This window comes from Enterobacter cloacae complex sp. HYC033_NIDB, assembly GCF_056673335.1.
The window spans coordinates 3361690-3385826 of sequence record NZ_CP115123.1 but is presented as its reverse complement, the minus strand read 5'-3'; the positions used below and the strand labels follow the sequence as shown (position 1 = coordinate 3385826).

Here is a 24137-nt window from a genome sequence, read left to right as displayed (position 1 = left end):
AAACGACGTGGCTACACTTCCCACGGGGCTTTAGGTTGAGTGGATTCTGGAGCGTTATCAGCGCCGTTCTCAGCCAGCAGTTCAGACTTGAGGATTTCAAGGTTACGGATAGCAGAGTGATAATCGCCTGCGACAAGAATATCCAGCACAGTATCAATACGCTGTGCCACGGCTGTTGCATCAATGTTAGACATAAGCTCACCCTGAAGCGAAAAGTTAATATTATCAATGATGCAGAAAATTGATTCAAAAGAGAAGGTAAAAAATGCAATAACCAAAGTTCATAAATGAAAGTGATAAATTTGGCCCCCGTATGCTGCGGGTTGTAGGGGTGGATTAGTCTAAAACTGCGCGCAACGCGCTTTTTTATAAGAGGAATTCGACTATGACAGTTATCAACCAGACAACCTGCACATTGTTTACTGATGCTGAACGATTCACTCAACTGGCGGCTTATTATGAGGCCGAACGGCGTACGGTGTGGATGATGTTACGTGCCACGCCACGGCCTTGCTTCAATCATGCGCTGATCGAGGAGATCATGAATCTCTCCTGGCTGGTTCGACAGTCCGGATTTGTCGTTGATTTTTGGGTCACCGGATCGCTGGTCCCCGACATCTACAATACCGGCGGTGATTTACAGTTCTTCGTTGAGTGCATCAAAAACAACCGACGCGAAGCGTTACGCGCCTATGCCCGGGCTTGTGTGGACTGCGTTCATGCCGCCTCGCGAGGGTTTGATACCGGTGCTGTCACGCTGGCTATGGTGGAAGGAAGCGCGTTAGGGGGCGGGTTTGAAGCCGCGCTGGCGCATCATTTCATTCTGGCCCAGCGCGATGCCCGATTAGGCTTTCCGGAAATCGCGTTCAATCTGTTCCCGGGCATGGGCGGCTATTCACTGGTGGCGCGTCGCGCCGGCATGAAAATGGCGGAGGCGCTGATCTACAAAGGTGAGACGCATACGGCGGAATGGTATGAGCAGTATGGTCTTGTGGATCTCTTATTCGAGCCGTTACAGAGCTATGTTTCGGTGCGGACGTTTATCGACACGCTACAGCCGAAGCTCAACGGCGTAAGGGCCATGCTGCGTGCGCGTACGCGCGTGCTGCCACTTCCGCGAAGCGAGCTGATGGACATTACTGAGGATTGGGTTGATGCCGCCTTCTGCCTTGAACCGAAGGATATCGCCTACATGGAGCGGCTGGTTATGCTGCAAAATCGCCATCAGGCGACGGGCTTACGCAAAGCCAGCTAACGGACATTTCTGGCCTGATAGCGCTTTAGCCATCGCTCGAATGCGGCAGCGGGCATGGGCTTAGCAAAAAGATAACCCTGCCGTTCGTTGACGCCATTCTTCGTCAGAAAGGCGTCTTCTTTTGCACTTTCCACCCCTTCAGCAATGACCTGCAAATTTAACGCCTGCGCCACGGCGACTATCGCACGCACCAGCGACTGTGAAATGGACTGCTTATGGATGTCCCGCACGAAAGCCTGGTCAAGCTTAATGGCATCGATAGGGAAGCGCGCCAGCTGCGACAGGGAAGAGTACCCCGTACCAAAGTCATCCAGGTGAATTTGCGCTCCCAGGCGGCTAAACTGCTGGATCACTGACAGGGCCAGCTCTTCATTTTCAATGAGACAGCTTTCGGTCAATTCCACGTCAATCGGGCAGTATTCAAAACTCAGGTCTTTCAGCGCCTGCTTCAGGTCGCTGAAGATGGTCTGGTCCGCCAGCTGACGGGCGGAGACGTTGACCGCGACGCGAAGGTTGATCCCCTTGTCGCGCCATTTCGCCACCTGGCGCACCACATCAAGCATAACCCAGCGGCCCAGGGGCACAATCAGCCCTGACTCCTCAGCATAGGAGATAAATTCCATCGGCGGGATCAGGCCACGCTCTGGCGACTGCCAGCGCACCAGCGCCTCCAGACTTCTGACTTCGCCGCGCCAGGTTATTTTGGGCTGGTAGTGGATTAACAGCTGATCGTTATCCAGCGCTTTACGCAGGTTGGTATCCAGCCACAGGTATTCAAATACGCGCTGGTTCATCTCTGGCGAGAAGACGCAGAATTTGCCCCGGCCATTTTCTTTGGCGGTGTACATGGCGGTGTCGGCATTACGAATGACGCTTTCGCGATCGTTACCGTGCTGGGGCGCAAGCGCGATGCCCAGCGAGCAGCCGGTGTAAACCTCTATCAGCCCGATGCGGAAAGGCTGACGAAGTCGGGTCAGTATGCGCGATGCCATGGCTTCCAGCGCGCCCTGCGAGGTATCGGTGGCCAGCACGATAAACTCATCCCCACCCAGGCGCGCCAGGGTTTGTCCTTCGTCCAGGCAGCTCAGGATCGCCAGCGCAACGGCCTGTAGCAGCTGGTCGCCAAACATATGCCCATAGGCATCGTTCACTTTTTTAAAGTTATCCAGATCGAGATAAACCACGCCTACCTGGGTGTCACCCCGAGCGGTGATGGCATCAGAGATCAGCTCATGGATGGCGTTTCGGTTAGGCAAACCGGTAATCGTATCCGTATTGGCGAGTACGCGCAGGCGCTCCTGGGCCCGACGCTCTTCGGTTATATCGGTACCTGAACAGATGAGGAAGATTTCATTTTTCCCGCTGCCGCTGTGAACAAATTTATTTCTGAAGAGAAACAGGCGCTGCCCTTTGCGGGTCTTGATCCAGCGTTCAACTTCGTACGAGCTGCCGTTACGAAAAAAACCGGTGATGTTGCGTTTGGAGGCCGCGGCTTCGCTACGACTCATAAACAGTTTGAACACGTTTTGCCCGATAACTTCCTGTTCCTTCAGGCCCGTATATTCTTCACTTAAACGGTTGAAGCGCTGAATATTCCCGTTCTGGTCGAGGATCACAATCACGGAGTTAGCCTCGGACACTACCTGTTCGGCGAAGGAGAGCCCCTGCGCCAGGTCCCGCGCCACGGAAGGAGTATCGTTCCAGGCTGATGCCGTTCCTGCCCACTCATTTTTGTTAATTTTACGGCCGACAAGATGAACGGGAACGTCCACACCGTACAAGGGCAGGGTCATGGCAATGCTGGAGGTTATCACGGTGAGCTGGCGGATCAGCGCGGCCTGCTCATCATCCAGCGCAACCACCTGAATGATGTCAGCGCTTTCACTGGCAGCAAGATGCAGAGCATTGCTGTCTGCTGTCAGTCGCCACCAGGGGCTATGCGTACCCATGTAACGAAACAGCAAATTCTGCTCCAGATCGTCCATCACGTTTTCTCCCGCGGCTGCTGAGTAGCGCACAAATTATTCATTTGCAGTCGACAATGACGGCTCTCTTTTACTGTAGATAATTCTGGCGAAATGTGGCGATGGGAAACAGAAAAGTGTGAGAAAAAACGATGATTTTGCGGGAGATAATTCAGGTGAGAACTCCCGGCCACCCCTTAACGGAACGGCCGGAAGTTTACGCGGTTATCAGGCGGCAGGGCGCGCGATAATACTGCGGGTTTCCATGCGCACTTCAGCGATGGTGACATCAATCACGTCAGTGACCTTGTAAACCGTTTCGCCTTTAATTTGCACGGTCCCGTTTTCCTGGCTACAAACCAGTTCGTCGCGAACGGCATGCAGGAACGGGGCAGGAATAAAGGCAACGGCGCCATTATCCACCAGACGAACGCGCATACCGCCGCGGCTGATGTCAATGATTTCAGCCGGGAAACGGGTGTCAGTCCCTGCCTTATCATTCAGGAAGCGCGCGTACAACCAGTCGCCGACATCACGCTCCGCCATACGGTTGAGACGGCGACGTTCTGCCATCTGCAATGTCGTATCATCCTGTGGGCGGGCAACTGATTCCCCTTTGATGATCGCTTTCAGCAGACGATGGTTAACCATGTCGCCGTACTTACGGATCGGGGAGGTCCAGGTCGCGTAAGCCTCGAGGCCAAGGCCGAAGTGCGGGCCTGGCTCGGTGCTGATTTCCGCAAAGGACTGGAAGCGGCGAATACGGCTGTCGAGGAACCCTGACGGCTGTGCGTCCAGCTCGCGGCGCAGTTTGCAGAAACCTTGCAGGGTCAGCACTTCCTCAGGATCGACGTGTACGTCATGGGTTTTCAGCAGGGCAGCCAGCGCTTCAGTGTTCGCCGGATCAAACCCGGTGTGCACGTTGTAAATGCCAAAGCCTAATTTGTCGCGCAGCACGCGTGCAGCACAAATGTTGGCGGAAATCATCGCTTCTTCAACGATGCGGTTGGCAATACGGCGCGGCTCAGCGACGATATTCACTACTTCACCTTTTTCACCCAGCACAAAACGGTAGTCCGGACGATCTTTGAAGACCAGCGCGTGAGTTTGACGCCATTCGCTGCGGCTCAGGCAGACGCGGTGCAGCAGACGAATTTGTGCGGCAATGTTGTCGGACTCGGGTTTCCAGCTGCCCGTGTTCTCCAGCCAGTCGGACACGTCGTCATAGGCCAGCTTGGCTTTGGATTCGATGGTGGCGGCGAAGAATTCAATATCTTCTTCAATGGTACCGTCAGCCGCAATGGTCATCCGACAGGCTAGCACCGGACGCACTTCATGCGCACGCAGCGAGCAAAGATCGTCGGAGAGTTCACGCGGCAGCATCGGAATGTTAAAGCCCGGCAGGTAGTTGGTGAACGAACGCACTTTGGCCATCTCGTCCAGCTTGCTGCCTTCGACAATCCATGCGGTAGGGTCGGCAATGGCGACGGTCAGATGCAGTTTGCCATCGGCTGTCTCTTCGGCATACAGCGCATCGTCCATATCCTCGGTGCTGGCGCTGTCAATGGTGACAAAGTCCAGCGCCGTCAGATCGCGACGTTCCAGACCTTCGTCCTGCATTTCAGTCGCCACGCCCTCAGGCGCTTCTTTTTCGAGGTTGTGGCGCGCCAGCGTCACCCACCATGGGACGAAATGGTCGTCGCCGAAGGTAATGTATTGGGTAAGCTCGGCGTAAAAACCGCGATCGCCTTTTAAAGGATGACGGCGCATCTCAGCAACCGCCCAGTCACCCTCAACAAAATCATGCTCAACGCCACGCGCGGCGCGGCACGGAATAGCATCTTTCAGGAGAGGATGGTCCGGCACGACAGAAAGACGATCGTCTTTTTTATGCACTTTCCCGACAAAGCGGGTCAGGAAAGGTTCGATCAGTGCTTCCGGCTCGGCAGATTCTCGTTCCTTTTCGGTATGAATAACGGCCGAAATGCGGTCGCCATGCATCACTTTCTTCATCTGAGGAGGCGGAATGAAGTAGCTCTTCTGCCCGTCAACTTCAAGAAAGCCAAAGCCCTTTTCCGTGGCTTTTACGACCCCTTCTGCACGCGGCGTCTGGGAATGCAGTTGCTGTTTAAGCTGCGCTAGCAGCGGGTTGTCCTGAAACATAATGTTCTATTTTCGTAGCCATTGAGCGGCTGACAGTTTTACGCGAATCTCACTGCTACAGCAAGCGCTCTTTAGGTAAAGAGTATGGTTATTCCTCTTTGCCGAGCGCCACGCGCAGACGGTCCAGCCAGCCATAAAATGCATCTCGGGTAAGCAGGTTGATGGCCTTCTCTGGCGAGAGACCTGACCCGGTCAGGGGCGTTAACTGGGCGGCGCTAAAGCGATCCGGAGAGGCGACAAGCAGCGCACGAGCGGCTGAGAGCATCGAAGACGCGGGACCTTCACTTCGCGGATGGTTAAGCAGAATTTCGCCCGTCAGATCAAGCAGCATCGGCTCATGGCACAGTACAGGGGTGAGCGCTTCAAGCGCCGGTTCCGCCTGCCAGCGTGAGAGCGCCTCAAGCTGAAGCGCACTGGCATATTTTAGCTCAACCACGGGTAGCGTGGCGGTCCATCTGCTGAAGCTGAGCGGCAGCGTATGGGGCTGAATGTGGTGCCCGGGCAGCCAGCGTACCGGATGGCCAAGCAATGCCTGAAATACCGCGACCACTCGCGCCTGAAAACCGACAAAGCCGATGATCTGGTTGATGAGCACAATGTCATACGTTGTGAGTCCAACCTCATCAAGCTGGTTTTGGGCTTTATCATCGATGACATCGGGTGAGCTGGCTAACTGGCGGGCATACTGGGTAATTTCTGCAAGGCGTCGATTGCTTTCCCGGGAGGAGTCCGGCCCTGGAAGAGGGGCGAGCAGAGCAGCGTAGTGGTTACAGAGCCGCTGAACGCCACACGCCTGGGCAACCGTTAATGCCGTGCTCAGCCTGTCGTAGGCGCTGAGCGTATGCAGACGGTTCACGGGAGTATCAAGTGGGAACAAAAGATGACAGAGGGTTCGGGCATGCGTAAGCCAACCAGCACAGCTTGCGAGAATGTCATCGGGCAGGGCTAGATCGAGCAAAAAACGGTCGTCGACGTTAGCGGCTTCGGGCACCAGCGGCAGAACGTCCGTCTGCGAATGATTCGACTGGGTTTCATGATACCAGTGGCCTTTGCCGGAAAAACGGCGTTGTTCCATGGGCGTTCCTTGATCTCAAAATGGCGATCAATATCCTGGCGTAAGGCGGATGAGGGGAAAAATATTGTTAGGTGATAACAAATAGCTGAACGGAATAACGAGGGGCGGGGCGGGAGGAAACTCTCTTCCCTGGCGGGAAGAGAGTGACAAGCTTATTTGATTTCCAGCTCGTTCATTGCAGCGATGTTGAAGCCGCCGTCAACGTGAACCACTTCGCCGGAGATGCCCGCGGAAAGGTCAGAGCACAGGAATGCCGCAGAGTTACCCACATCTTCGATGGTAACGGTACGACGAATCGGGGTAACCGCTTCGCAGTGTGCCAGCATTTTACGGAAATCTTTGATACCGGAAGCGGCCAGGGTACGGATTGGACCCGCAGAAATAGCGTTAACACGCACGCCTTCAGGACCCATCGCGTTCGCCATGTAGCGCACGTTGGCTTCCAGAGACGCTTTCGCCAGACCCATAACGTTGTAGTTAGGGATAGCACGTTCTGCGCCGAGGTAGGACAGTGTCAGCAGGGCTGCGCCCGGGTTCAGCATCGCGCGGCAGGATTTTGCCATTGCAACGAAGCTGTAGGAGCTGATGTCGTGGGCGATTTTGAAGCCATCACGGGTAACCGCGTTCACGTAGTCGCCGTCCAGCTGGTCGCCAGGAGCGAAGCCGATGGAGTGAACAAAACCGTCGAATTTCGGCCATGCTTTTGCCAGTTCAGCAAACATGCCATCAATGCTTTCGTCTTGTGCAACGTCACATTCCAGAACAATGCTGGAACCCAGCTGCGCGGCAAATTCTTCAACACGGCCTTTCAGCTTGTCGTTCTGGTAGGTGAACGCCAGCTCAGCGCCTTCGCGATGCATTGCCTGTGCGATGCCGTATGCGATGGACAGTTTGCTGGCAACGCCAGTCACCAGAATGCGCTTACCGGAAAGAAAACCCATAGCTTTAATCCTTATATTCATTGCTTATTTTGCCTTGTAATTCATAGCGTTACAGGCAGTATTTCAAAATCATTCGAAATTAGCTCGAAATTATAGCCCACTCACAGCCCCTTGTGTCACGATATTTCTCGCTCCTGCGCCGTGAATGGGCTCACGGAAGAGGTCGAACTGTCTCTTCATCAGGCTGTTTCGTGTGTATCCCAGCAGTATATCACCGCACGCGGGGTTCGCCTCATCCAACCAGCGGGCACCGTGACGCCGCCCTCATGCTGATGTGTCCAGCGCCTTTTGCGCAAAATGATCCGTTTAGCCCTTTAAACGCTTTAAAATTGCGCGAGGGTTGATAACGGCTATGCCATTTTGCGTCTTTATCTGTGTGCGGTAAGAAGGAAGATGAAAAATATTACGTTGGCCGAAAAACTGATCATGCTGTCAGGTGCGGTGCTTTTCGCACTAATGATCGCGGTGAACTCCTTTTGCGTGAATGATAATCCTGGTTTCAGGGTGCCTATGACCACCTATTTGATCGTCATGATTGCGCTGTTCTTTCTGGATACCATTATCTTTATTTTTATCCAGATGCTGTATGCCTCCGACCGAACGCGTTTTTCATTATTCATTCTGAGCCTGGCATTTCTTAGTGGGCTGGTTTATTTTATTGAGACGATCATTGTTATTCAGCTTCCGGAGCATGCTGGTTTTACCCAGGCGGCAAAAACCAACGATACGGCGGTATTCTATTTTTTCCGGCAGCTGAGCTTTATCGTATTACTGGCGCTGGCGGTCCGTGTGGAGAAAATCACGATACGATCTACGCTCAGATTCCGAAATAAGATCAGCATGACGTTAGCATTAATGATGTCACTGGTTATGTTTCCGATGCTGGCCCATTATCTCAGCAGCTACCATCCGGCCTGGACATTAACGATTGCAGCATACGAAGATGAACATCATCATCCTGTCTGGGATATCAGGTACGTAAACGTTCTGATCCTGCTCTGGTCGGCTTTACTTTGTTATATGATTTCAGTGACACGCCTGGCGTCCGGGATCTGGAACAGTATTATTGTGGTCTGCCTTTCCGCCATCGTTTACAATTTTTTCCTCTTACTGCTTGATACCTACAATCTGTCGCTCTGGTATATCAGCCGGGCAGTAGAGGTCCTCAGTAAATTATTTGTGATTTGTACCTTAATGTTCCATGTCTTTAACCTGTTGAAAATTTTCGGCGATCGGGTTGATCGCGATCCGCTTACTCAGATCTACAACCGTAAATATTTTTACGAGGCACTTCCGCGGATCCGCTCGCTCAGGACAGAAAAGGGGGCCAGCATCATGATGCTGGACATCGACAACTTTAAGTCGATTAACGATAACTGGGGCCATCTTGTGGGGGATCGCGTGATTCTGGCGGTCGTGGATATTATCAAAGACAGCATTCGCGATAACGACATCTTTGCCCGACTGGGAGGCGAGGAATTTGGTCTTCTGCTGCCGGATACCGATGGTAAGCAGGCTATTGCCGTCGCGGAACGTATTCGCCAGAACGTTCAACAGCGCACCGGGCCGGGCTACCATTATGCTCTCCCTGTAAAGGTCACATTAAGTATCGGCGTGTGCTCAGCCATTCAGAATAACGTCAACAGCAATGATATTATGCGTGACGTGGACGAGGCGTTGTATGAGGCTAAGCACAACGGTAAAAACAGAATCGTTACCAGACAGGCGGAATGCAGCTGAGGTTACAGGATGGGGATGAAAACATCAAAATCGACACGCTCATCGCTGTACGCATTAATTTTCATCAGGTAAATACCGTCGCGCAACGTCAGGCGTTTATTTACCATCGCCTTAACGAAGCCAATCTTGTTAAACGCGCTGTAGCTTTCCCAGCTACCACTAAAGGGCATTCTTGCGTATCTCCCACGCACAACGCGGGATTTTTTATTTGTCACCGTGTCGCTTTGTAAAGCGTACGATATTAATACCTCGACCAGATACGATCGGCTTTTGCCTAACTCGGGGCGGCGGGGCATCAGAATAATTTTATCGATATCATGGCGGTTTTCTGTCAGGAGCTTTTTGATTTTTTTAGTAATATCATGCACCGAGGTATCAAAAAGATGATCGTGCTCGATAATTTCATGCGTATAGACAAACGTTTCATCTAGAAAGCAGACCTCGAGCTCAGGCGTTTCCAGTTCGCTTAATAAAAAAGAGGGCTGTAAGATGTCAAAATTCCACCCTCTGGCACATCTGTACTCAGAGGGTGTCAGCCCCATCATTTTTTTAAAGGCTCTGGAGAATCCCTGGCTGCTCTGGTAATGGAATAAATACGCAATATCCGTCACCGGAATCGACGTCATTCTCAACATAATGGCGGCACGGCTTAACCTCCGTCGGAGAATATACTCACCTAGAGAGAGCCGATACTTCTCTTTAAACCATGTTTCGATGGTTCTTCTGCTGTATCCAATATCTGCAACCAAAGCATCAATGTGTAAAATAGTAAAGTTATTTTCTTCTACCCAGGAGAGAATATAGTTACTGATGCTGTCTTTCATTTGTGCGTCAGTGATAGTTTAACGGTAAATCAGTTTGCTGCCTGATATTGATTCGCGGGCGTAGGGATCCTGGCAATAACCTTAATTTCGAAATCAAAACCCGCAAGCCAGTTAACGCCTATTGCTGTCCAGTTTGGGTAAGGAGCGTGCGGAAATGCCAGTTTTTTCGCCGCCATGATAACGGGGAACTGGTTTTCAGGATCGGTATGAAACGTCGTGACATCAATCAGATCGTCAAAAGTACATCCCGCGGCTGCCAGGATCGCCCGTAAATTATCGAACGCCAGCTGCACCTGAGCGGGAAAGTCGGGTTCAGGTGTGCCATCGCTGCGGCTGCCAACCTGACCGGAAACAAATAACAGATCGCCAGAGCGGATTGCAGCTGAATAGCCATGCTCTTCATAGAGGGCATGTCGGTTAGCCGGGAAGACGGGATCACGTGAAGGCATGGCTTTTCCTTTTCTGTCAGGGGTATTGTTGTGGTTGCGCAGTAGAAGTAACATACGCGATGTATGTCAAAAATGTAATCCACATACGCAGCGTATGTCAAATAATAATTACCGCTTAATGAAGGAAGTCCCATGGCTACAAAACGTCGCGCTGAAACGGCCCAGGAAAATCGCGAGAAAATGATTCAGGCGGCGCGAAAGGCGTTTGCTGAAAAAGGCTATGCCGCAGCGTCGATGGATGAACTCACGGCAAGCGTGGGGTTAACACGCGGCGCGCTATATCATAATTTCAACGATAAGAAGGGATTACTGGCGGCGGTGGTCGCGCAGATAGACAGCGAAATGGCAGCAAACGCAAAAGCGATTGCCGCCGCCGCCGAAGATGACTGGGAGCGACTGCTGGCGGAGGGCATCGCCTATATCAAAATGGCGCTCGTTCCGGAAGTTCAGCGTATCGTCCTCCTTGACGGCCCGGCTGTTCTGGGCGACCCGGCGCAATGGCCCAGCCAGAACAGCTGCCTTGAGTCGACCCGTCAGACCATCGAAAAAATGATGGAGTGCAACGTAATCAAAAAGATGGATGCCAGAGTCGCAGCCCATCTGCTGAATGGCGCTGCTCTGAATGCGGCTCTGCTGATTGCCGCGAGTGAAGAACCGCAGAAGACCCTCCCGCATGCCATAGAGGTGTTTACTCTGCTGGCAAGCGGGTTACGCAGCGGCTAACGATCTTTACGCCACGCGTCCGCCGTCAACGCTTCACCAAAGTGTCCGGCAATCAGGCGTTTCGTCAGGTCATGGAGCGGGGAGGCCAGTACGTCAGCGGTACTGCCGCGCTCGACAACTTCTCCCTGGTGCATCACCAGCACCTGGTCGCTGATGTGCTTCATCATGCCCAGGTGCTGAGTCACGTAAATATACGAGATCCCCTGCTTTTCCTGTAATTCCAGCATCAGGTTAATGAGCTGCGAACGCATCGACATATCCAGCGACGCCAGCGCTTCGTCGGCGATGATGACCTTCGGGCGCAGGATCAGCGCGCGGGCCAGACCGAGACGCTGTTTTTGGCCAGGGGCCAGCATGTGCGGGTAATAGCTGACATGGTCGGGCAGGAGGCCTACCAGACGCAGGGTTTCGACAATCCGTTTGCGACGCGCTTCCGGCTCCAGGTCGGTATTCAACCGCAGCGGGAAATCCAGGATCTGGGAAATACGCTGGCGCGGGTTCAGGGACGTCGACGGATCCTGAAAAATCATCCGGATGCGCTGACTGCGAAAAGAGTAGTCCCCAAATTCCAGAGGATGATCGTCAATCAGTATTTCACCGCCGCTCGGCTCGACCATACCCGCGAGCATTTTTGCCAGGGTCGATTTGCCCGAGCCGTTTTCACCGATAATCGCCAGCGTCTGCTTTTCGCGCAGCGTAAAGCTCAGCGGTTTAACAGCCTCGACGGTCTGACGGTGAAACAGGCCGGTGCGATAGCGAAAGGTCTTACTCAGGTTACGTACTTCCAGTAAGGTTTCGACCATTTCACTCTCTCTCCATGTTCAGCGGGAAATGACAGGCAAACAGATGATTTTTCGGCCCTGTCAGGCGCGGTGTTTCGATGCATTTGCGCTGAGCATACGGGCAACGCGGACCCAGACGGCAGCCAATGGGCAGCGATTCCAGCAGCGGTATCGCGCCAGGCAGCGTATTCAGACGGCTTTTGTGCGGCATCGCGCTGCCAAAGTCCGGGATCGCCCTGATCAGCGCCTGCGTGTAGGGATGATGCGGCGTCGTCACCAGGTCTTCGCTTGGCGCGGTTTCTACCGTCTGGCCGCAATACATTACGTCAATTTTATCCGCCCACTTGCTCAGCATTTGCAGGTCGTGGCTGATCAGCAAAATGGTGGTGTTGTTATTCTGGTTCAGACGCGTGAGCAGGCGGAAAATCTGGGCCTGGGTGGTTGGCTCCATCGCGTTCGTTGGTTCGTCCGCAATCAGCAGACGCGGCTGATTCGCCAGGGCGATGGCAATCATCACTTTCTGGCATTCACCGTCGGTCAGTTCGTAGGGGAAACTGCGCATCGCGTCTTTATGGTCTTTGATCCCGACACGGTGCAACAGCTCAATGGCACGGCGTTTACGCCAGCCGAAACGCTGCCACCAGCGGCCTTTATAGGTCCACCCGGGGATGTTCTGCATCAGCTGTTTCCCGACGCGCTCGGACGGATCGAGACAGGATTGCGGCTCCTGGAAAATCATCGAGACGTTATGGCCCACCAGTTTACGGCGTTCGCGCGGGGAGAGACGCAACAGATCGATGTCGTCGAAGCGCATACGATCGGCGGTCACCCGCCAGTTGTCCTTCGCCACGCCGCAAATGGCCTTGGCGATCAGACTTTTCCCCGAACCCGATTCGCCCACCAGCCCGCGGATTTCGCCCTCTGCGAGCGTAATACTGATGCGATCCACGGCCTTGACCCAGCCTTCGCCCGTTTTAATTTCGATCGTGAGGTTGCGGATATCGAGTAACGGCATTATTGCACCCCCGCATTGATTGCGCGGCGGATCCCGTCGCCCAGCAGGTTAACGAGCAGCACGCTCACCATGATGGCCGCGCCCGGCAGCATGACCGTCCACGGCGCAACGTAAATCAGCTCCAGCGCATCGCCAAGCATGGCGCCCCATTCCGGGGAGGGGAGCTGCGCGCCAAGGTCCAGGAAGCCCAGCGCTGCGATATCCAGAATCGCCATCGACAGGGCGCGGGTGATCTCCGTCACCAGCCCGGCGGCAATGTTAGGCAGCACGGCAAACCACAAAATATTAAACGTGGTGGCGCCATCCAGACGGGCGGCGACGACATACTCTTTCTCCAGCTCGTCGTGAACCAGGCTGTAAACCGAGCGCACCATGCGCGGCAGAATGGCCAGCCAGACGGCGAACATCGCATGGGTGAGGTGCGGCCCCGCGAAAGCCACGACGATAATCGCCAGCAGCAGCGAAGGAATAGAGAGCAGGGTATCAAGAATATGGTTAAGCACGGCCGACCGCAGCCCGTGGGTTGAGCCGGCAAAAATGCCCAGCGCCAGGCCGCAGATTGCGGCAGCCAGGGTGACCACGAACGCGCCGCCTACCGTCGGTGCGGCGCCGCTCAGCAAACGACTTAACACGTCGCGTCCGAGATCGTCAGTCCCCAGGAAGAACGAAACCTCCCCGTAACGCGACCACGACGGCGGTAAAAGCTGATAGCCAAGGAACTGCTGATCGATGCCATACGGTGCAAACCACGAACCCAAAACGCACAGCAACACGAGGCCAATGCAGCCGTAAAAGCCGATCATCGCCGTGGTGTCGCCGTAAAAATTACGCCACACGGTGCGTAGCGCACCGGGCGTGCGCTTTTCGCTGTAGACGTTATCGTAAGGCATACCATTCCTTATGCTTCAATGGGTTGGCCATGGCACCCAAAATATCGGAAACAACGTTAACAATAATGACCAGGGAGCCAATCACCATCACGCCGGCGGAGATCGCCGCGTAATCCTGCTGGCGAATGGCGTTGATCATCCAGCGCCCAAGGCCCGGCCAGCTGAAAACCATCTCGGTGATCATTGCCAGCGTCAGCATGGTTGAGAATTGCAGCCCAAGACGTGGGATTACGGGGGGCAACGCATTGTGCAGCACATGGCGACGTAAAATCGTCAGGCGAGACAGTCCGCGCGTGGCGGCGGCTTTCACATAGTTTTGATCGAAGACGTCGATAGTGCTGATGCGCATCAGGCGGATCACTTCGGTCGTCGGCGCGACGGCCAGCGTAAGCACCGGCAGCACCATGTGGCGCAGCGCACTCACGATCATTTCGTCGCGCCAGACTGAATCAGAAAGCCAGGCGTCAACGATGGCGAAGCCGCTCACCGTTTGCACGTTATACAGCAGGTCAAAACGGCCAGATACCGGCAGCCAGCCTAACGTCAGTGAGAAGAAGAGGGTAAGCAGCAGCGCCAGCCAGAAAACAGGGATGGAAAAGCCAATTAAGGCAAGCGCACTAATAAATTTATCCTGCCATTTATTACGATAAATTCCCGCCAGCATTCCCACCGGGATCCCCACCATGAGGGCAAAGCCAAAGGCGAGTATACACAGCTCCATGGTGGCCGGGAAAACCACTTTCAGCTGTTCGGAGATGAGCTGTCCGTTGATGCTGGACACGCCAAAATCCCAGTGCAGCAGGCCATTAAACCAGAACAGCCAGGCGTCCCAGAGAGATGAGCCCTGAAGCGGGGCGTGCGGCGTAAAGTAGCTCAGGCTAAAGCCGACAAAGGTCAGGAAGAACAGGGTCACCAGCAGTAACAGCAGCCGACGCAAGGTAAATATAATCATGGTTTTTTCACCTCTTGTTCTTTCTCACGGGTCACGCCCGCGAAGGAGGCGTTACCAAACGGGCTGAGTACCAGCCCTTTAATATCGTAACGGTAGGCCTGGAGGCGCAGGGAAGAGGCAAGCGGCAACACGGGAAGTTCTCTGGCCAGAATATTTTGCGCTTCATCGTAGGCCTCAATGCGTGAGGCAAGCTGTTGAGACGCGAGCGCTTTTTGCAGCACGGCATCAAATTCCCGGTTACACCAGTGGGCGTAGTTGGTCTGGGAGTTGATTGCCGCACAGCTCAGCAGCGGACGGAAAAAGCTGTCCGGGTCGTTACTGTCGGTGGACCAGCCAGCCAGCGTTAAGTCGTGATTCATGTCCATCAGACGCGCCTCCTGGAAACGGCCTTCGACAGGCACGATGATCACCTTAACGCCCACCTGCGCCATATCAGCCTGCAACAGCTCAGCCGTTTTCAGCGGGCTGGGGTTCCACGCCTGAGAGCTGGTGGGCACCCACAGCTGTAGCGTCAGGTTTTCTGCCCCCAGCGCTTTAAGCTGTTCGCGCGCTTTCGCCGGATTATATTCCGTAATCTTCGCCTCGCCGTCATAGGCCCAGGAGGCGCGCGGAAGAATAGAGGCGGCGGTTTCCGCGGTACCGTAGTAAATCGACTGCATCAGACGCTGGTTGTTGATCGCTAACGCCAGCGCATGGCGCACGGCCGGATTATTCAGCGGCGGCTTATCGGTGTTAAACGCCAGATAAGCGATGTTCATGCCCGGGCGCAGGGTCAGGCGCAGGCGTGGGTCGTCGCGCAAAATGGTCAACTGGCTGGCCGCAGGCCAGGCAAGCACGTCGCACTCGCCGGTCAGCAGTTTGGAGAGTCGGCCTGTTCCACCTGAACCCAGATCAACAATAACCTGCGGCATCAGCGGCTTGCCGCGCCAGAAACGATCGTGTCGTTGCAGGCGAATGTATTGTCCGGCGCGGTACTCTGCTAACTGGAACGGACCGGTGCCTACAGGCTCACGATCGAGACGTTCCTGACGATCCTTTTTCGTCAGCTGATCCGCGTATTCGGCTGACATGACCGAGGCGTAGTGCGTCGCCAGATGCCAGAGGAAGGAGGCATCCGGGCGATTCAGACGAAACTCAACCGTACGGTTATCCAGTTTGCGAACGCTTTTGACCGAGTCCGCGAATTGCAGACTGTCGAAATAGGGGAAGTTCCCGCCATTAACGTTATGCCACGGATGATTGCGGTTGAATATGCGCTGGAAGGTGAAAACCACGTCATCCGCGTTGAGCTTACGGGTTGGGGTAAACCACGGGGTGTGCTGAAATGCGACATCATCGCGTAGACGAAAGCGGTATGTGGCGCCGTTATCAAGCACTTCCCAACTTTCAGCAAGCTCCGGAACCAGCCGATAGGTATAAGGATCGACGTCGAGCAGGCGATCGTAGAGCTGTGCGGCCAGCGTATCGACAATCAGGCCGCTCCCCGCTTTTTGCGGATTAAAAATATCAACTTGACCGCTGACGCAGTAGACGAAACCACTATCACGGATATCAGGAGGCACAGCGCGATCGGGCGCAGCAAAGGCCAGATTGCTGAACAAACCGAGTGCAAACAGGGACGATAAAACCAGGCGCATAGTTTTTAAGGTTTTTAGATTCGATCTGCAAAGTGTATCGCACTTACGCCTGCTTCGTAAAAATGTCTGGGGGTAAGTGCTGATAATGTCAGCGCATTTGATGTTTTTTGAGCAATGCCCTTAACTGATGGTAGGTCAGGCCCAGCAGTTCAGCCGCCCGTTTCTGATTATATTTCGCCTCTTTCAGGCTCTGCTCAAGCAGCTGTTGCTCCTGCTGATGCTGGAACTGGCGTAAATCGAGCGGCAACGCCGGAGCCTGCTGGCGCGTCGCCGGAGCCGGGGGCTGTTTATCCTCACGCCGAAACGGATCGAGAATAATGTTGTCCAGTTCGGTCTCGCTGCTGCCATGCCGGTAAACGGACCGTTCCACCACGTTTTTCAGTTCACGAATATTGCCCGGCCAGTGGTAACCGAGCAGGGTCCCGGTGGCCCGTTCGCTGAAGCCCGGAAAGAGAGGCAGACCCAGTTCCCGGCACATCTGAATGGCAAATTGATCGGCCAGCAGCATGATATCGCTGCGCCGCTCCCGCAGCGGCGGCAGCTGAACGACATCGAAAGCCAGCCTGTCCAGCAGGTCGGCGCGGAATTTGTCCTCAGCCACCATCGCGGGCAGGTCGGCGTTGGTGGCGCACACCAGGCGAACGTTGACCTGGAGCGGCTGACTGCCGCCAACGCGTTCCAGTTCACCGTACTCAATGACGCGCAGCAGCTTTTCCTGCACCAGCATCGGCGCGGTCGCCAGCTCGTCGAGAAAGAGCGTTCCGCCATCGGCGCGCTCAAAGCGTCCGGGATGCCGTTTTTGTGCGCCGGTAAAGGCGCCAGCTTCATGACCAAACAGCTCGGTGTCGAGCAGGTTTTCATTCAGCGCCGCGCAGTTAAGCGAAATAAAAGGGCCGTCCCAGCGGCCAGAAAGAAAGTGCAGGCGGTTAGCGATAAGTTCTTTACCTGTTCCGCGCTCACCGATAATCAGCACCGGTTTATTCAGTGGCGCGAGGCGCGATACCTGTTCAAGCACTTCCAGGAAGCTGTTGGCCTCGCCAAGCAAATTATCTTTATATTCAGCCATGATGAAATTAACCACTCCTTAGTGATATTCACCAGGTGAGAATAGCCGCTGGCTGGATAAATATCAATCACACTCAGTAAAATCAATAAGATAAAAAGTTGGCATGGGATTTGTATTAACTACTCAGCAGGGCATCGCCCGATAACCGAACTATGAGGATTGAATTATGGGTATTTTTTCTCGTTTTGCCGACATCGTGAACGCCAACATCAACTCGCTGCTAGAGAAAGCGGAAGATCCGCAGAAGCTGGTGCGCCTGATGATTCAGGAGATGGAAGACACGCTGGTTGAAGTACGCTCCACCTCCGCCCGCGCGCTGGCAGAGAAAAAGCAGTTAACGCGTCGTATCGAGCAGGCAACTGCCCAGCTTAACGAGTGGCAGGAAAAAGCGGAACTGGCGCTGCGTAAAGATAAAGAAGATCTGGCTCGCGCTGCGCTGATTGAGAAGCAGAAGCTGACCGACATGGTGGCCACGCTGGAACACGAAGTGACGCTGGTGGATGATACTCTGGCGCGTATGAAGAAAGAGATTGGTGAGCTTGAAAACAAACTCAGCGAAACCCGTGCACGTCAACAGGCGCTGGCGCTGCGCCACCAGGCTGCAAGCTCGTCCCGCGACGTGCGTCGCCAGCTGGACAGCGGCAAGCTGGATGAAGCGATGGCCCGTTTCGAATCGTTTGAACGTCGTATCGACCACATGGAAGCGGAAGCCGAAAGCCACAGCATCGGTAAGCAGAAAACCCTCGATCAGCAGTTTGCTGACCTGAAGGCCGATGATGAAATTAGCGAGCAACTGGCTGCGCTGAAAGCCAAAATGAAACAAGACAACCAATAATAATTCCTGCGGCACCTGAGCGTGCCGCATCGTAAGACAAGGAGTACACATGAGCGCGCTTTTTCTGGCTATACCCCTGACCATTTTCGTGCTGTTTGTTCTGCCCATCTGGTTATGGCTGCACTACAGCAACCGCTCTTCACGCGGTGAGCTGTCGCAGAGTGAACAACAGCGGCTGGCGCAGCTCTCTGCCGAGGCAAATAAAATGCGCGAACGTATTCAGGCGCTGGAAGCGATCCTGGACGCGGAACACCCGAACTGGAGGGAACGGTAATGGCTGGACTGAATCTGAATAAAAAACTGTGGCGGATCCCACAGCAGGGCATGGTTCGGGGCGTTTGCGCCGGGCTGGCGCACTATCTGGATGTTCCGGTAAAACTGGTGCGTGTGGTCACTGTATTGTCGATTTTCTTCGGCCTGGCCTTTATTACACTGGTGGCATACATCATTCTGTCGTTTGTACTCGATCCTATGCCGGAAGGTGAGCTGGATGCGGAGAACACGCCAACCAGCAGCGATCTCCTGAACGCGGTGGATGAACAGCTGAGCGCAGGGGAGAAGCGATTGCGCGAGATGGAACGTTATGTCACCTCCGATACCTTTACGCTGAGAAGTCGTTTTCGTCAGCTTTAAGAGAGAACTTACATGAAACAAAACTGGCAACAGGCCGGTCAAAAGGTAAAACCCGGCCTGAAAATCGCAGGTAAACTGGTTCTGATGACGGCGTTACGTTATGGTCCGGCCGGTGTGGCGGGTTGGGCGATCAAGTCTGTTGCCCGCAAGCCGGTCAGAATGATGCTGGCGGTCGCTCTGGAGCCGCTGTTACAGAAGCTGGCAAAACGCGTTTCCCGGCGCTACCTGTCACGCTAGTTCCTCCCGCATAAGCCCTTTCTCGCCCAGAGAAGGGGCATGACTTTCCCTTCTGCGTTTCTTCTGCTTTTCTGCTTTCTTTGCGGCAGCTCACAATAATGCGTTGCGCTGCGCTGAGATTGCCGCTTTCTGCCCCCGGGTCCGTTGACAGATATTTTACATGGGAGTAGATTGCCAATCCGTGGGACCGCTACCATGGAAAATAATGTGAACGCAAAAATTAAAAAACTTATCAATCATATTTACGGTGAATCATTTTCAGATGCACACCTTAACGTGTTATTAACTAAGCTTGAAAAGGCGGCGGTTAATATTACGGAAAAGCGTAAGTCAGGCTGGGATGAAAAAGACGTTGTGCTGATTACCTATGCCGATCAGTTTTCCGCGAAAGGGGAGAAAGCGTTGCCGGTATTTACCCGTTTCTATAATGAATGGCTTTCTCGCACGTTTTCTCATGTCCATCTGTTACCGTTTTATCCGTGGTCGTCGGATGATGGATTTTCCGTTATTGATTATCACGAAGTTGCACCTGAAACCGGAACCTGGCGAGATGTCGCGGAATTAAAACAGTCTGCCAGCTTAATGTTTGACTTCGTTTGCAACCATATGTCAGCGAAAAGCGAATGGTTTGCTAATTATCTGGCGCAGAAGCCGGGCTACGAAGATTTCTTTATTTCTGTCGATCCCGAAACCGATTTATCGGCGGTGACGCGTCCCCGCGCATTACCGCTGCTGACGCCGTTCACGCTTAATGATGGCAGCGTTCGTCATCTGTGGACCACATTCAGCGATGACCAGATCGATCTCAATTTCGCCTCGCCGCAGGTGCTGATTGCCATGGTTGACGTTCTGCTCCATTACCTCATGGAAGGGGCGCGTTATATCCGTCTGGATGCGGTCGGGTTTATGTGGAAGATCCCGGGAACCACCTGTATCCATCTGGAACAAACCCATTGCCTTATCCAGCTGTTCCGCGCCATTACGGACGCCGTGGCGCCTGGAACGGTGATCATCACTGAGACAAATGTTCCCCACAAAGACAATATCTCTTACTTCGGTGATGGTGAAAATGAAGCCCAGATGGTCTATCAGTTTTCCTTACCACCGCTGGTGCTGCACGCCGTTCATCGTCAGGATGTTAAAGCCCTGTGCCGGTGGGCGGGCTCGCTGGCGCTGCCTTCAACTCATACCACCTGGTTTAATTTCCTGGCTTCACATGATGGTATCGGATTGAACCCATTACGCGGCATCCTTCCGGAATCAGAGATCCTTTCGCTGGTCGAAAAGCTTCAGCAGGAAGGCGCGCTGGTCAACTGGAAAAATAATCCTGACGGAACGCGAAGCCCCTATGAAATTAATGTCACCTATCTTGATGCGTTGAGTTTACGAGACAGCTCAGATGATGAGCGCATTGCGCGGTTCATCCTGGCGCATGCTGTGTTGTTAAGTTTTCCTGGCGTACCGGCTGTATATATTCAAAGCATTCTTGGTTCGCGTAACGATTATGAAGGTGTCGAACGTCTCGGATATAATCGCGCGATAAACAGGAAGAAATACACCGCAGGTCAGGTTGATCGGGAGCTTAATAATAATAAGAGTATACGTTATCAGATTTATTCTCGTTTGAGTGAGCTTATTGCTATTCGTCGCGGCGAGCGTGCGTTCCATCCGGATAGTCAGGCTATTTTTGACGCAATCGGTGAACATATTCTTAAAATTGTTCGTGTTGCTGAAAATGGCGAGCGAATGACAGCATTATTTAATTTTAGCAATAAAATGCAGACCGTTTATGGACAAACGCTCTTTGGTAGGGAATTACTCTCAGGACAAGATATTAGCGGTACGGAACTGACCCTCAATCCATGGCAGGTAATGTGGATTAAAGAAAACTAAAAAGGACCCTAAAATGAAAATGCCCAAAATTGTGCTGTTATCAGCACTGGTTTCGTGCGCCCTGTTATCAGGCTGTAAGGACGATAAAGCATCTCAGGTCACCATTGAGTTTATGCACTCGTCGGTAGAACAGGAGCGTCAGGCAGTTATTACGAAACTGATCGAAAAATTCGAGAAAGAAAACCCGACTATTACGGTGAAACAGGTCCCCGTTGAGGAAGATGCCTATAACACCAAGGTCATTACGTTGGCCCGTACCGGCGCGCTGCCGGAAGTGATTGAAGTCAGCCATGACTACGCCAAAGTCATGGATAAAGAGCAACTGCTGGACCGTGACGCGATCGGCAACGCTATTAACGCCGCCGGTGAAGATACCTTTTACGACGGTATTTTACGCGTTGTTCGCACCGAAGACGGCAAGGCATGGACGGGGGTGCCGGTTAGCGCGTGGCTGTCCGGCGTCTGGTATCACAAAGATGCGCTCGCGTCAGCGGGAATCGAAGAACCGCACAACTGGGAGCAACTGCTGAAAGCCAGTCAGGCGCTCAACGATCCGGCGAAAAAACATTACGGTATCGCGCTTCCAACCGCAGAAAGCGTCATGACGGAGCAGGCCTTCTCGCAGTTTGCTTTGTCAGGCGGAGCCAACGTCTTTGATGCAAACGGCAACGTGAAAATCGATACCCCTGAAATGTCGAAAGCGCTGGCGTTTTATCGGGCACTGGCCGCGAACACCATGCCGGGCTCCAATGATGTCATGGAGATCAAAGACGCCTTCATGAACGGCTCTGCGCCTATGGCCGTTTACTCCACCTATATCCTGCCCGCGGTCTACAAAGATGGCAATCCGGCCAACCTGGGGTTCGTAGTCCCGACGGAAAAATCATCAGCCGTGTACGGCATGATCACCTCGTTGACGATCACGACCGGCCAGACCGAAGAGGAAACGCAGGCGGCAGAAAAATTTGTGACCTGGATGGAGCAGGCTCAAAACGCGTCTGACTGGGTGATGATGTCCCCTGGCGCGGCGCTGCCGGTGAACAAACTCGTGGTGGGCACTGAGAGCTGGAAAAACAACGACGTGATCAAAGCCTTTGGTCAGCTGCCTTACGAGCTGATTGCGCAGTTCCCGAACGTCCAGGTATTTGGCGCCGTAGGCGACAAAAACTTTACCCGCATGGGAGATGTTACCGGGTCCGGCATTATCAGTTCCATGGTGCATAACGTGACGGTGGGACGAAAAGATCTCAATGCGACGTTAAGCAACAGCCAGAAGAAACTGACTGACCTGATATCACAACGATAGGAGCGCTTTGCGAAGGGAATTATGAAGACGTTGTTTTCTGGTCGTTCAGATATGCCTTTCGCCATGCTGCTGTTGGCCCCCAGCCTAATTTTGCTGGGGGGCCTGGTGGCCTGGCCAATGATTTCCAACATTGAAATCAGTTTTTTACGTTTACCGCTGAACCCGCGTATTGATGCGGTGTTCGTCGGCCTGGATAACTACATTCGCATTCTGGGCGATGCTGCGTTCTGGCACTCCCTGTGGATGACGTTCTGGTATACGGCGCTGGTCGTGCTCGGCAGCACCGGGCTGGGACTGGCCGTAGCGATCTTCTTTAACCGTGAATTCCGCATGCGGAAAACGGCACGTTCACTGGTGATTCTGTCCTACGTGACGCCGTCTATTTCACTGGTATTTGCCTGGAAATACATGTTCAACAACGGCTACGGGATTGTGAACTATCTGGGCGTTGATCTGCTGCATCTCTACGATCAGGCGCCGCTGTGGTTCGATAATCCTGGCAGCAGTTTTGTGCTGGTTGTGCTGTTCGCCATCTGGCGTTACTTCCCGTACGCCTTTATCTCGTTCCTCGCGATTTTACAGACCATTGATAAATCATTGTACGAAGCGGCAGAGATGGACGGAGCAAATGCCTGGCAGCGTTTTCGTATCGTGACGTTGCCCGCCATCATGCCGGTGCTGGCCACGGTGGTCACGTTGCGAACCATCTGGATGTTCTACATGTTTGCGGATGTGTATCTGCTCACCACCAAGGTCGACATTCTGGGCGTATATCTCTACAAAACCGCCTTTGCGTTCAATGACCTGGGTAAAGCAGCCGCCATTTCCGTTGTGCTGTTTGTGATCATCTTCGCTGTCATTCTGCTGACCAGAAAAAGGGTAAACCTCAATGGCAACAAATAAACGCGTTCTGGGCCGTATCGGTTTTTATCTGGGACTGGCGCTATTTCTGATTATCACGCTGTTTCCATTTTTTGTGATGTTGATGACGTCGTTCAAAAGCGCGAAAGAGGCGATCTCGCTGCACCCGACCATTCTGCCGCAGGAGTGGACGCTACAGCACTACATCGACATCTTTAACCCGCTGATTTTCCCGTTTGTGGATTACTTTCGTAACAGCATGGTGGTGTCGCTGACCTCCTCGGTCATTGCGGTGTTTCTCGGCACGCTGGGCGCGTATGCGTTATCCAAACTGCGCTTTAAAGGGCGCACGACGATCAATGCGAGCTTCTACACCGTCTATATGTTCTCCGGGATCCTGCTGGTGGTGCCGCTGTTCAAAATCATCACCGCGCTCGGCATTTATGACACCGAACTGGCGCTGATCATCACCATGGTGACGCAGACATTGCCTACCGCGGTCTTTATGCTGCGCAGCTATTTCGACACGATCCCGGACGAAATCGAAGAAGCCGCGATGATGGACGGCCTGAACCGCCTGCAAATCATCTTCCGCATCACCGTGCCGCTGGCGATCTCGGGTCTGGTGTCGGTCTTTGTCTACTGCTTCATGGTGGCGTGGAATGACTATCTGTTCGCCTCCATTTTCCTGTCCAGCGCCAGCAACTTCACGTTGCCGGTCGGGCTGAACACGCTCTTCAGTACGCCAGATTACATCTGGGGTCGCATGATGGCTGCATCGCTGGTAACGGCACTTCCGGTCGTCATTATGTATGCCCTGTCTGAACGTTTCATTAAAAGTGGTTTGACCGCCGGCGGCGTGAAGGGCTGAGGCGGCCGATTTTAACAAGGAGTCA

The 24137-nt window shown here is 53.7% G+C and carries 24 protein-coding genes; 11 read left to right on the top strand and 13 right to left on the bottom strand.

All coding sequences use genetic code 11. From position 1 onward, the window contains the following. Positions 1-11 precede the first annotated feature (11 nt). Positions 12-194 (bottom strand): YciZ family protein, encoded by a 183-nt coding sequence (locus O1721_RS16230; RefSeq protein WP_003856825.1) that lies wholly within the window; start codon positions 192-194, stop codon positions 12-14. Positions 195-385: 191 nt separating this feature from the next. On the opposite strand from O1721_RS16230, the gene O1721_RS16225 reads away from it, so the two are divergent. After that, positions 386-1255, top strand: a complete 870-nt coding sequence (locus O1721_RS16225; protein ID WP_017384209.1) for a crotonase/enoyl-CoA hydratase family protein — start codon at positions 386-388, stop codon at positions 1253-1255. On the opposite strand, the gene pdeR is transcribed toward O1721_RS16225, so the two are convergent. The 4 genes from pdeR to fabI form a co-directional block, all read right to left on the bottom strand. After that, positions 1252-3243, bottom strand: a complete 1992-nt coding sequence (pdeR, locus tag O1721_RS16220; RefSeq protein ID WP_032103394.1) for a cyclic di-GMP phosphodiesterase — start codon at positions 3241-3243, stop codon at positions 1252-1254. The genes O1721_RS16225 and pdeR overlap by 4 nt on opposite strands. A gap of 204 nt (positions 3244-3447) precedes the next feature. Beyond that, the gene (locus O1721_RS16215; protein WP_032648494.1) at positions 3448-5382 is read right to left on the bottom strand and encodes an exoribonuclease II; all 1935 of its coding nucleotides are present in this window, start codon (positions 5380-5382) and stop codon (positions 3448-3450) included. A gap of 88 nt (positions 5383-5470) precedes the next feature. Further along, on the bottom strand, positions 5471-6457 hold the full coding sequence (locus O1721_RS16210; RefSeq protein ID WP_032648492.1) for a CMD domain-containing protein: 987 nt from the start codon (positions 6455-6457) through the stop codon (positions 5471-5473). Positions 6458-6609: 152 nt separating this feature from the next. After that, positions 6610-7398, bottom strand: a complete 789-nt coding sequence (fabI, locus tag O1721_RS16205; RefSeq protein WP_003856831.1) for an enoyl-ACP reductase FabI — start codon at positions 7396-7398, stop codon at positions 6610-6612. Between the two features lie 510 nt (positions 7399-7908). Between fabI and O1721_RS16200 the strand changes: the two genes are divergently transcribed. After that, complete coding sequence (locus O1721_RS16200; RefSeq protein WP_225990898.1) at positions 7909-9138, top strand: sensor domain-containing diguanylate cyclase; 1230 nt, start codon at positions 7909-7911, stop codon at positions 9136-9138. Between the two features lie 2 nt (positions 9139-9140). On the opposite strand, the gene O1721_RS16195 is transcribed toward O1721_RS16200, so the two are convergent. Continuing rightward, entirely contained in the window at positions 9141-9962 is an 822-nt protein-coding gene (locus O1721_RS16195) for a helix-turn-helix transcriptional regulator (RefSeq protein WP_032648490.1), read from the bottom strand. A 29-nt stretch (positions 9963-9991) separates the two neighbouring features. Beyond that, positions 9992-10411 carry a RidA family protein gene (locus tag O1721_RS16190; protein ID WP_017693330.1) on the bottom strand — a complete coding sequence of 140 codons (420 nt, stop codon included), beginning with the start codon at positions 10409-10411 and terminating at the stop codon, positions 9992-9994. Between the two features lie 132 nt (positions 10412-10543). On the opposite strand from O1721_RS16190, the gene O1721_RS16185 reads away from it, so the two are divergent. After that, on the top strand, positions 10544-11134 hold the full coding sequence (locus tag O1721_RS16185; protein WP_023296707.1) for a TetR/AcrR family transcriptional regulator: 591 nt from the start codon (positions 10544-10546) through the stop codon (positions 11132-11134). Here O1721_RS16185 and sapF read toward each other — a convergent pair. The 6 genes from sapF to pspF all read right to left on the bottom strand — a co-directional run bounded on the left by sapF (position 11131) and on the right by pspF (position 17491). Beyond that, positions 11131-11937 carry a putrescine export ABC transporter ATP-binding protein SapF gene (gene sapF / locus O1721_RS16180; RefSeq protein ID WP_003856838.1) on the bottom strand — a complete coding sequence of 269 codons (807 nt, stop codon included), beginning with the start codon at positions 11935-11937 and terminating at the stop codon, positions 11131-11133. The two genes, O1721_RS16185 and sapF, sit on opposite strands and share 4 nt — an antisense overlap. 1 nt (position 11938) lies before the next feature. Next, positions 11939-12931, bottom strand: coding sequence for a putrescine export ABC transporter ATP-binding protein SapD (sapD, locus tag O1721_RS16175; RefSeq protein ID WP_003856840.1), 993 nt, complete (start codon positions 12929-12931; stop codon positions 11939-11941). After that, positions 12931-13821: a putrescine export ABC transporter permease SapC gene (sapC, locus tag O1721_RS16170; protein ID WP_003856843.1), complete on the bottom strand. Its 891-nt coding sequence runs from the start codon at positions 13819-13821 to the stop codon at positions 12931-12933. The genes sapD and sapC overlap by 1 nt, the downstream gene beginning before the upstream one ends. After that, positions 13808-14773, bottom strand: coding sequence for a putrescine export ABC transporter permease SapB (gene sapB / locus O1721_RS16165; RefSeq protein ID WP_032648486.1), 966 nt, complete (start codon positions 14771-14773; stop codon positions 13808-13810). The genes sapC and sapB overlap by 14 nt, the downstream gene beginning before the upstream one ends. Beyond that, the gene (gene sapA / locus O1721_RS16160) at positions 14770-16410 is read right to left on the bottom strand and encodes an ABC transporter substrate-binding protein SapA (protein ID WP_017383082.1); all 1641 of its coding nucleotides are present in this window, start codon (positions 16408-16410) and stop codon (positions 14770-14772) included. Before sapA ends, sapB begins: the two co-directional genes overlap by 4 nt. An 88-nt stretch (positions 16411-16498) precedes the next feature. After that, entirely contained in the window at positions 16499-17491 is a 993-nt protein-coding gene (pspF, locus tag O1721_RS16155; protein ID WP_161799647.1) for a phage shock protein operon transcriptional activator, read from the bottom strand. Positions 17492-17642: 151 nt separating this feature from the next. On the opposite strand from pspF, the gene pspA reads away from it, so the two are divergent. The 8 genes from pspA (at position 17643) to O1721_RS16115 (ending at position 24112) form a co-directional block, all read left to right on the top strand. Continuing rightward, positions 17643-18311 (top strand): phage shock protein PspA, encoded by a 669-nt coding sequence (gene pspA, locus O1721_RS16150; protein WP_015570399.1) that lies wholly within the window; start codon positions 17643-17645, stop codon positions 18309-18311. 49 nt (positions 18312-18360) lie between these two features. Next, positions 18361-18585 (top strand): envelope stress response membrane protein PspB, encoded by a 225-nt coding sequence (gene pspB, locus O1721_RS16145; protein WP_003856853.1) that lies wholly within the window; start codon positions 18361-18363, stop codon positions 18583-18585. Further along, positions 18585-18944 carry an envelope stress response membrane protein PspC gene (pspC, locus tag O1721_RS16140; protein ID WP_006810819.1) on the top strand — a complete coding sequence of 120 codons (360 nt, stop codon included), beginning with the start codon at positions 18585-18587 and terminating at the stop codon, positions 18942-18944. Before pspB ends, pspC begins: the two co-directional genes overlap by 1 nt. 12 nt (positions 18945-18956) lie before the next feature. Then, entirely contained in the window at positions 18957-19181 is a 225-nt protein-coding gene (pspD, locus tag O1721_RS16135) for a phage shock protein PspD (RefSeq protein ID WP_003856857.1), read from the top strand. Between the two features lie 195 nt (positions 19182-19376). Next, positions 19377-21074, top strand: a complete 1698-nt coding sequence (locus tag O1721_RS16130) for a sugar phosphorylase (protein ID WP_032648484.1) — start codon at positions 19377-19379, stop codon at positions 21072-21074. A 13-nt stretch (positions 21075-21087) separates the two neighbouring features. Next, positions 21088-22380 (top strand): ABC transporter substrate-binding protein, encoded by a 1293-nt coding sequence (locus O1721_RS16125; protein ID WP_032668838.1) that lies wholly within the window; start codon positions 21088-21090, stop codon positions 22378-22380. Between the two features lie 21 nt (positions 22381-22401). Next, positions 22402-23283 carry a carbohydrate ABC transporter permease gene (locus O1721_RS16120; RefSeq protein WP_003856862.1) on the top strand — a complete coding sequence of 294 codons (882 nt, stop codon included), beginning with the start codon at positions 22402-22404 and terminating at the stop codon, positions 23281-23283. After that, positions 23270-24112 carry a carbohydrate ABC transporter permease gene (locus O1721_RS16115; RefSeq protein ID WP_015570402.1) on the top strand — a complete coding sequence of 281 codons (843 nt, stop codon included), beginning with the start codon at positions 23270-23272 and terminating at the stop codon, positions 24110-24112. Before O1721_RS16120 ends, O1721_RS16115 begins: the two co-directional genes overlap by 14 nt. The last annotated feature ends 25 nt before the right edge of the window (positions 24113-24137 follow it).

Bases quoted from the DNA above. Each gene is read 5' to 3' on its own strand.
- O1721_RS16230 (WP_003856825.1), bottom strand. From the start codon at position 194: ATGTCTAACATTGATGCAACAGCCGTGGCACAGCGTATTGATACTGTG.
- O1721_RS16225 (WP_017384209.1), top strand. From the start codon at position 386: ATGACAGTTATCAACCAGACAACCTGCACATTGTTTACTGATGCTGAA.
- O1721_RS16215 (WP_032648494.1), bottom strand. From the start codon at position 5,382: ATGTTTCAGGACAACCCGCTGCTAGCGCAGCTTAAACAGCAACTGCAT.
- O1721_RS16210 (WP_032648492.1), bottom strand. From the start codon at position 6,457: ATGGAACAACGCCGTTTTTCCGGCAAAGGCCACTGGTATCATGAAACC.
- fabI (WP_003856831.1), bottom strand. From the start codon at position 7,398: ATGGGTTTTCTTTCCGGTAAGCGCATTCTGGTGACTGGCGTTGCCAGC.
- O1721_RS16200 (WP_225990898.1), top strand. From the start codon at position 7,909: ATGACCACCTATTTGATCGTCATGATTGCGCTGTTCTTTCTGGATACC.
- O1721_RS16195 (WP_032648490.1), bottom strand. From the start codon at position 9,962: ATGAAAGACAGCATCAGTAACTATATTCTCTCCTGGGTAGAAGAAAAT.
- O1721_RS16190 (WP_017693330.1), bottom strand. From the start codon at position 10,411: ATGCCTTCACGTGATCCCGTCTTCCCGGCTAACCGACATGCCCTCTAT.
- O1721_RS16185 (WP_023296707.1), top strand. From the start codon at position 10,544: ATGGCTACAAAACGTCGCGCTGAAACGGCCCAGGAAAATCGCGAGAAA.
- sapF (WP_003856838.1), bottom strand. From the start codon at position 11,937: ATGGTCGAAACCTTACTGGAAGTACGTAACCTGAGTAAGACCTTTCGC.
- sapD (WP_003856840.1), bottom strand. From the start codon at position 12,931: ATGCCGTTACTCGATATCCGCAACCTCACGATCGAAATTAAAACGGGC.
- sapC (WP_003856843.1), bottom strand. From the start codon at position 13,821: ATGCCTTACGATAACGTCTACAGCGAAAAGCGCACGCCCGGTGCGCTA.
- sapB (WP_032648486.1), bottom strand. From the start codon at position 14,773: ATGATTATATTTACCTTGCGTCGGCTGCTGTTACTGCTGGTGACCCTG.
- sapA (WP_017383082.1), bottom strand. From the start codon at position 16,410: ATGCGCCTGGTTTTATCGTCCCTGTTTGCACTCGGTTTGTTCAGCAAT.
- pspA (WP_015570399.1), top strand. From the start codon at position 17,643: ATGGGTATTTTTTCTCGTTTTGCCGACATCGTGAACGCCAACATCAAC.
- pspB (WP_003856853.1), top strand. From the start codon at position 18,361: ATGAGCGCGCTTTTTCTGGCTATACCCCTGACCATTTTCGTGCTGTTT.
- pspC (WP_006810819.1), top strand. From the start codon at position 18,585: ATGGCTGGACTGAATCTGAATAAAAAACTGTGGCGGATCCCACAGCAG.
- pspD (WP_003856857.1), top strand. From the start codon at position 18,957: ATGAAACAAAACTGGCAACAGGCCGGTCAAAAGGTAAAACCCGGCCTG.
- O1721_RS16130 (WP_032648484.1), top strand. From the start codon at position 19,377: ATGGAAAATAATGTGAACGCAAAAATTAAAAAACTTATCAATCATATT.
- O1721_RS16125 (WP_032668838.1), top strand. From the start codon at position 21,088: ATGAAAATGCCCAAAATTGTGCTGTTATCAGCACTGGTTTCGTGCGCC.
- O1721_RS16120 (WP_003856862.1), top strand. From the start codon at position 22,402: ATGAAGACGTTGTTTTCTGGTCGTTCAGATATGCCTTTCGCCATGCTG.
- O1721_RS16115 (WP_015570402.1), top strand. From the start codon at position 23,270: ATGGCAACAAATAAACGCGTTCTGGGCCGTATCGGTTTTTATCTGGGA.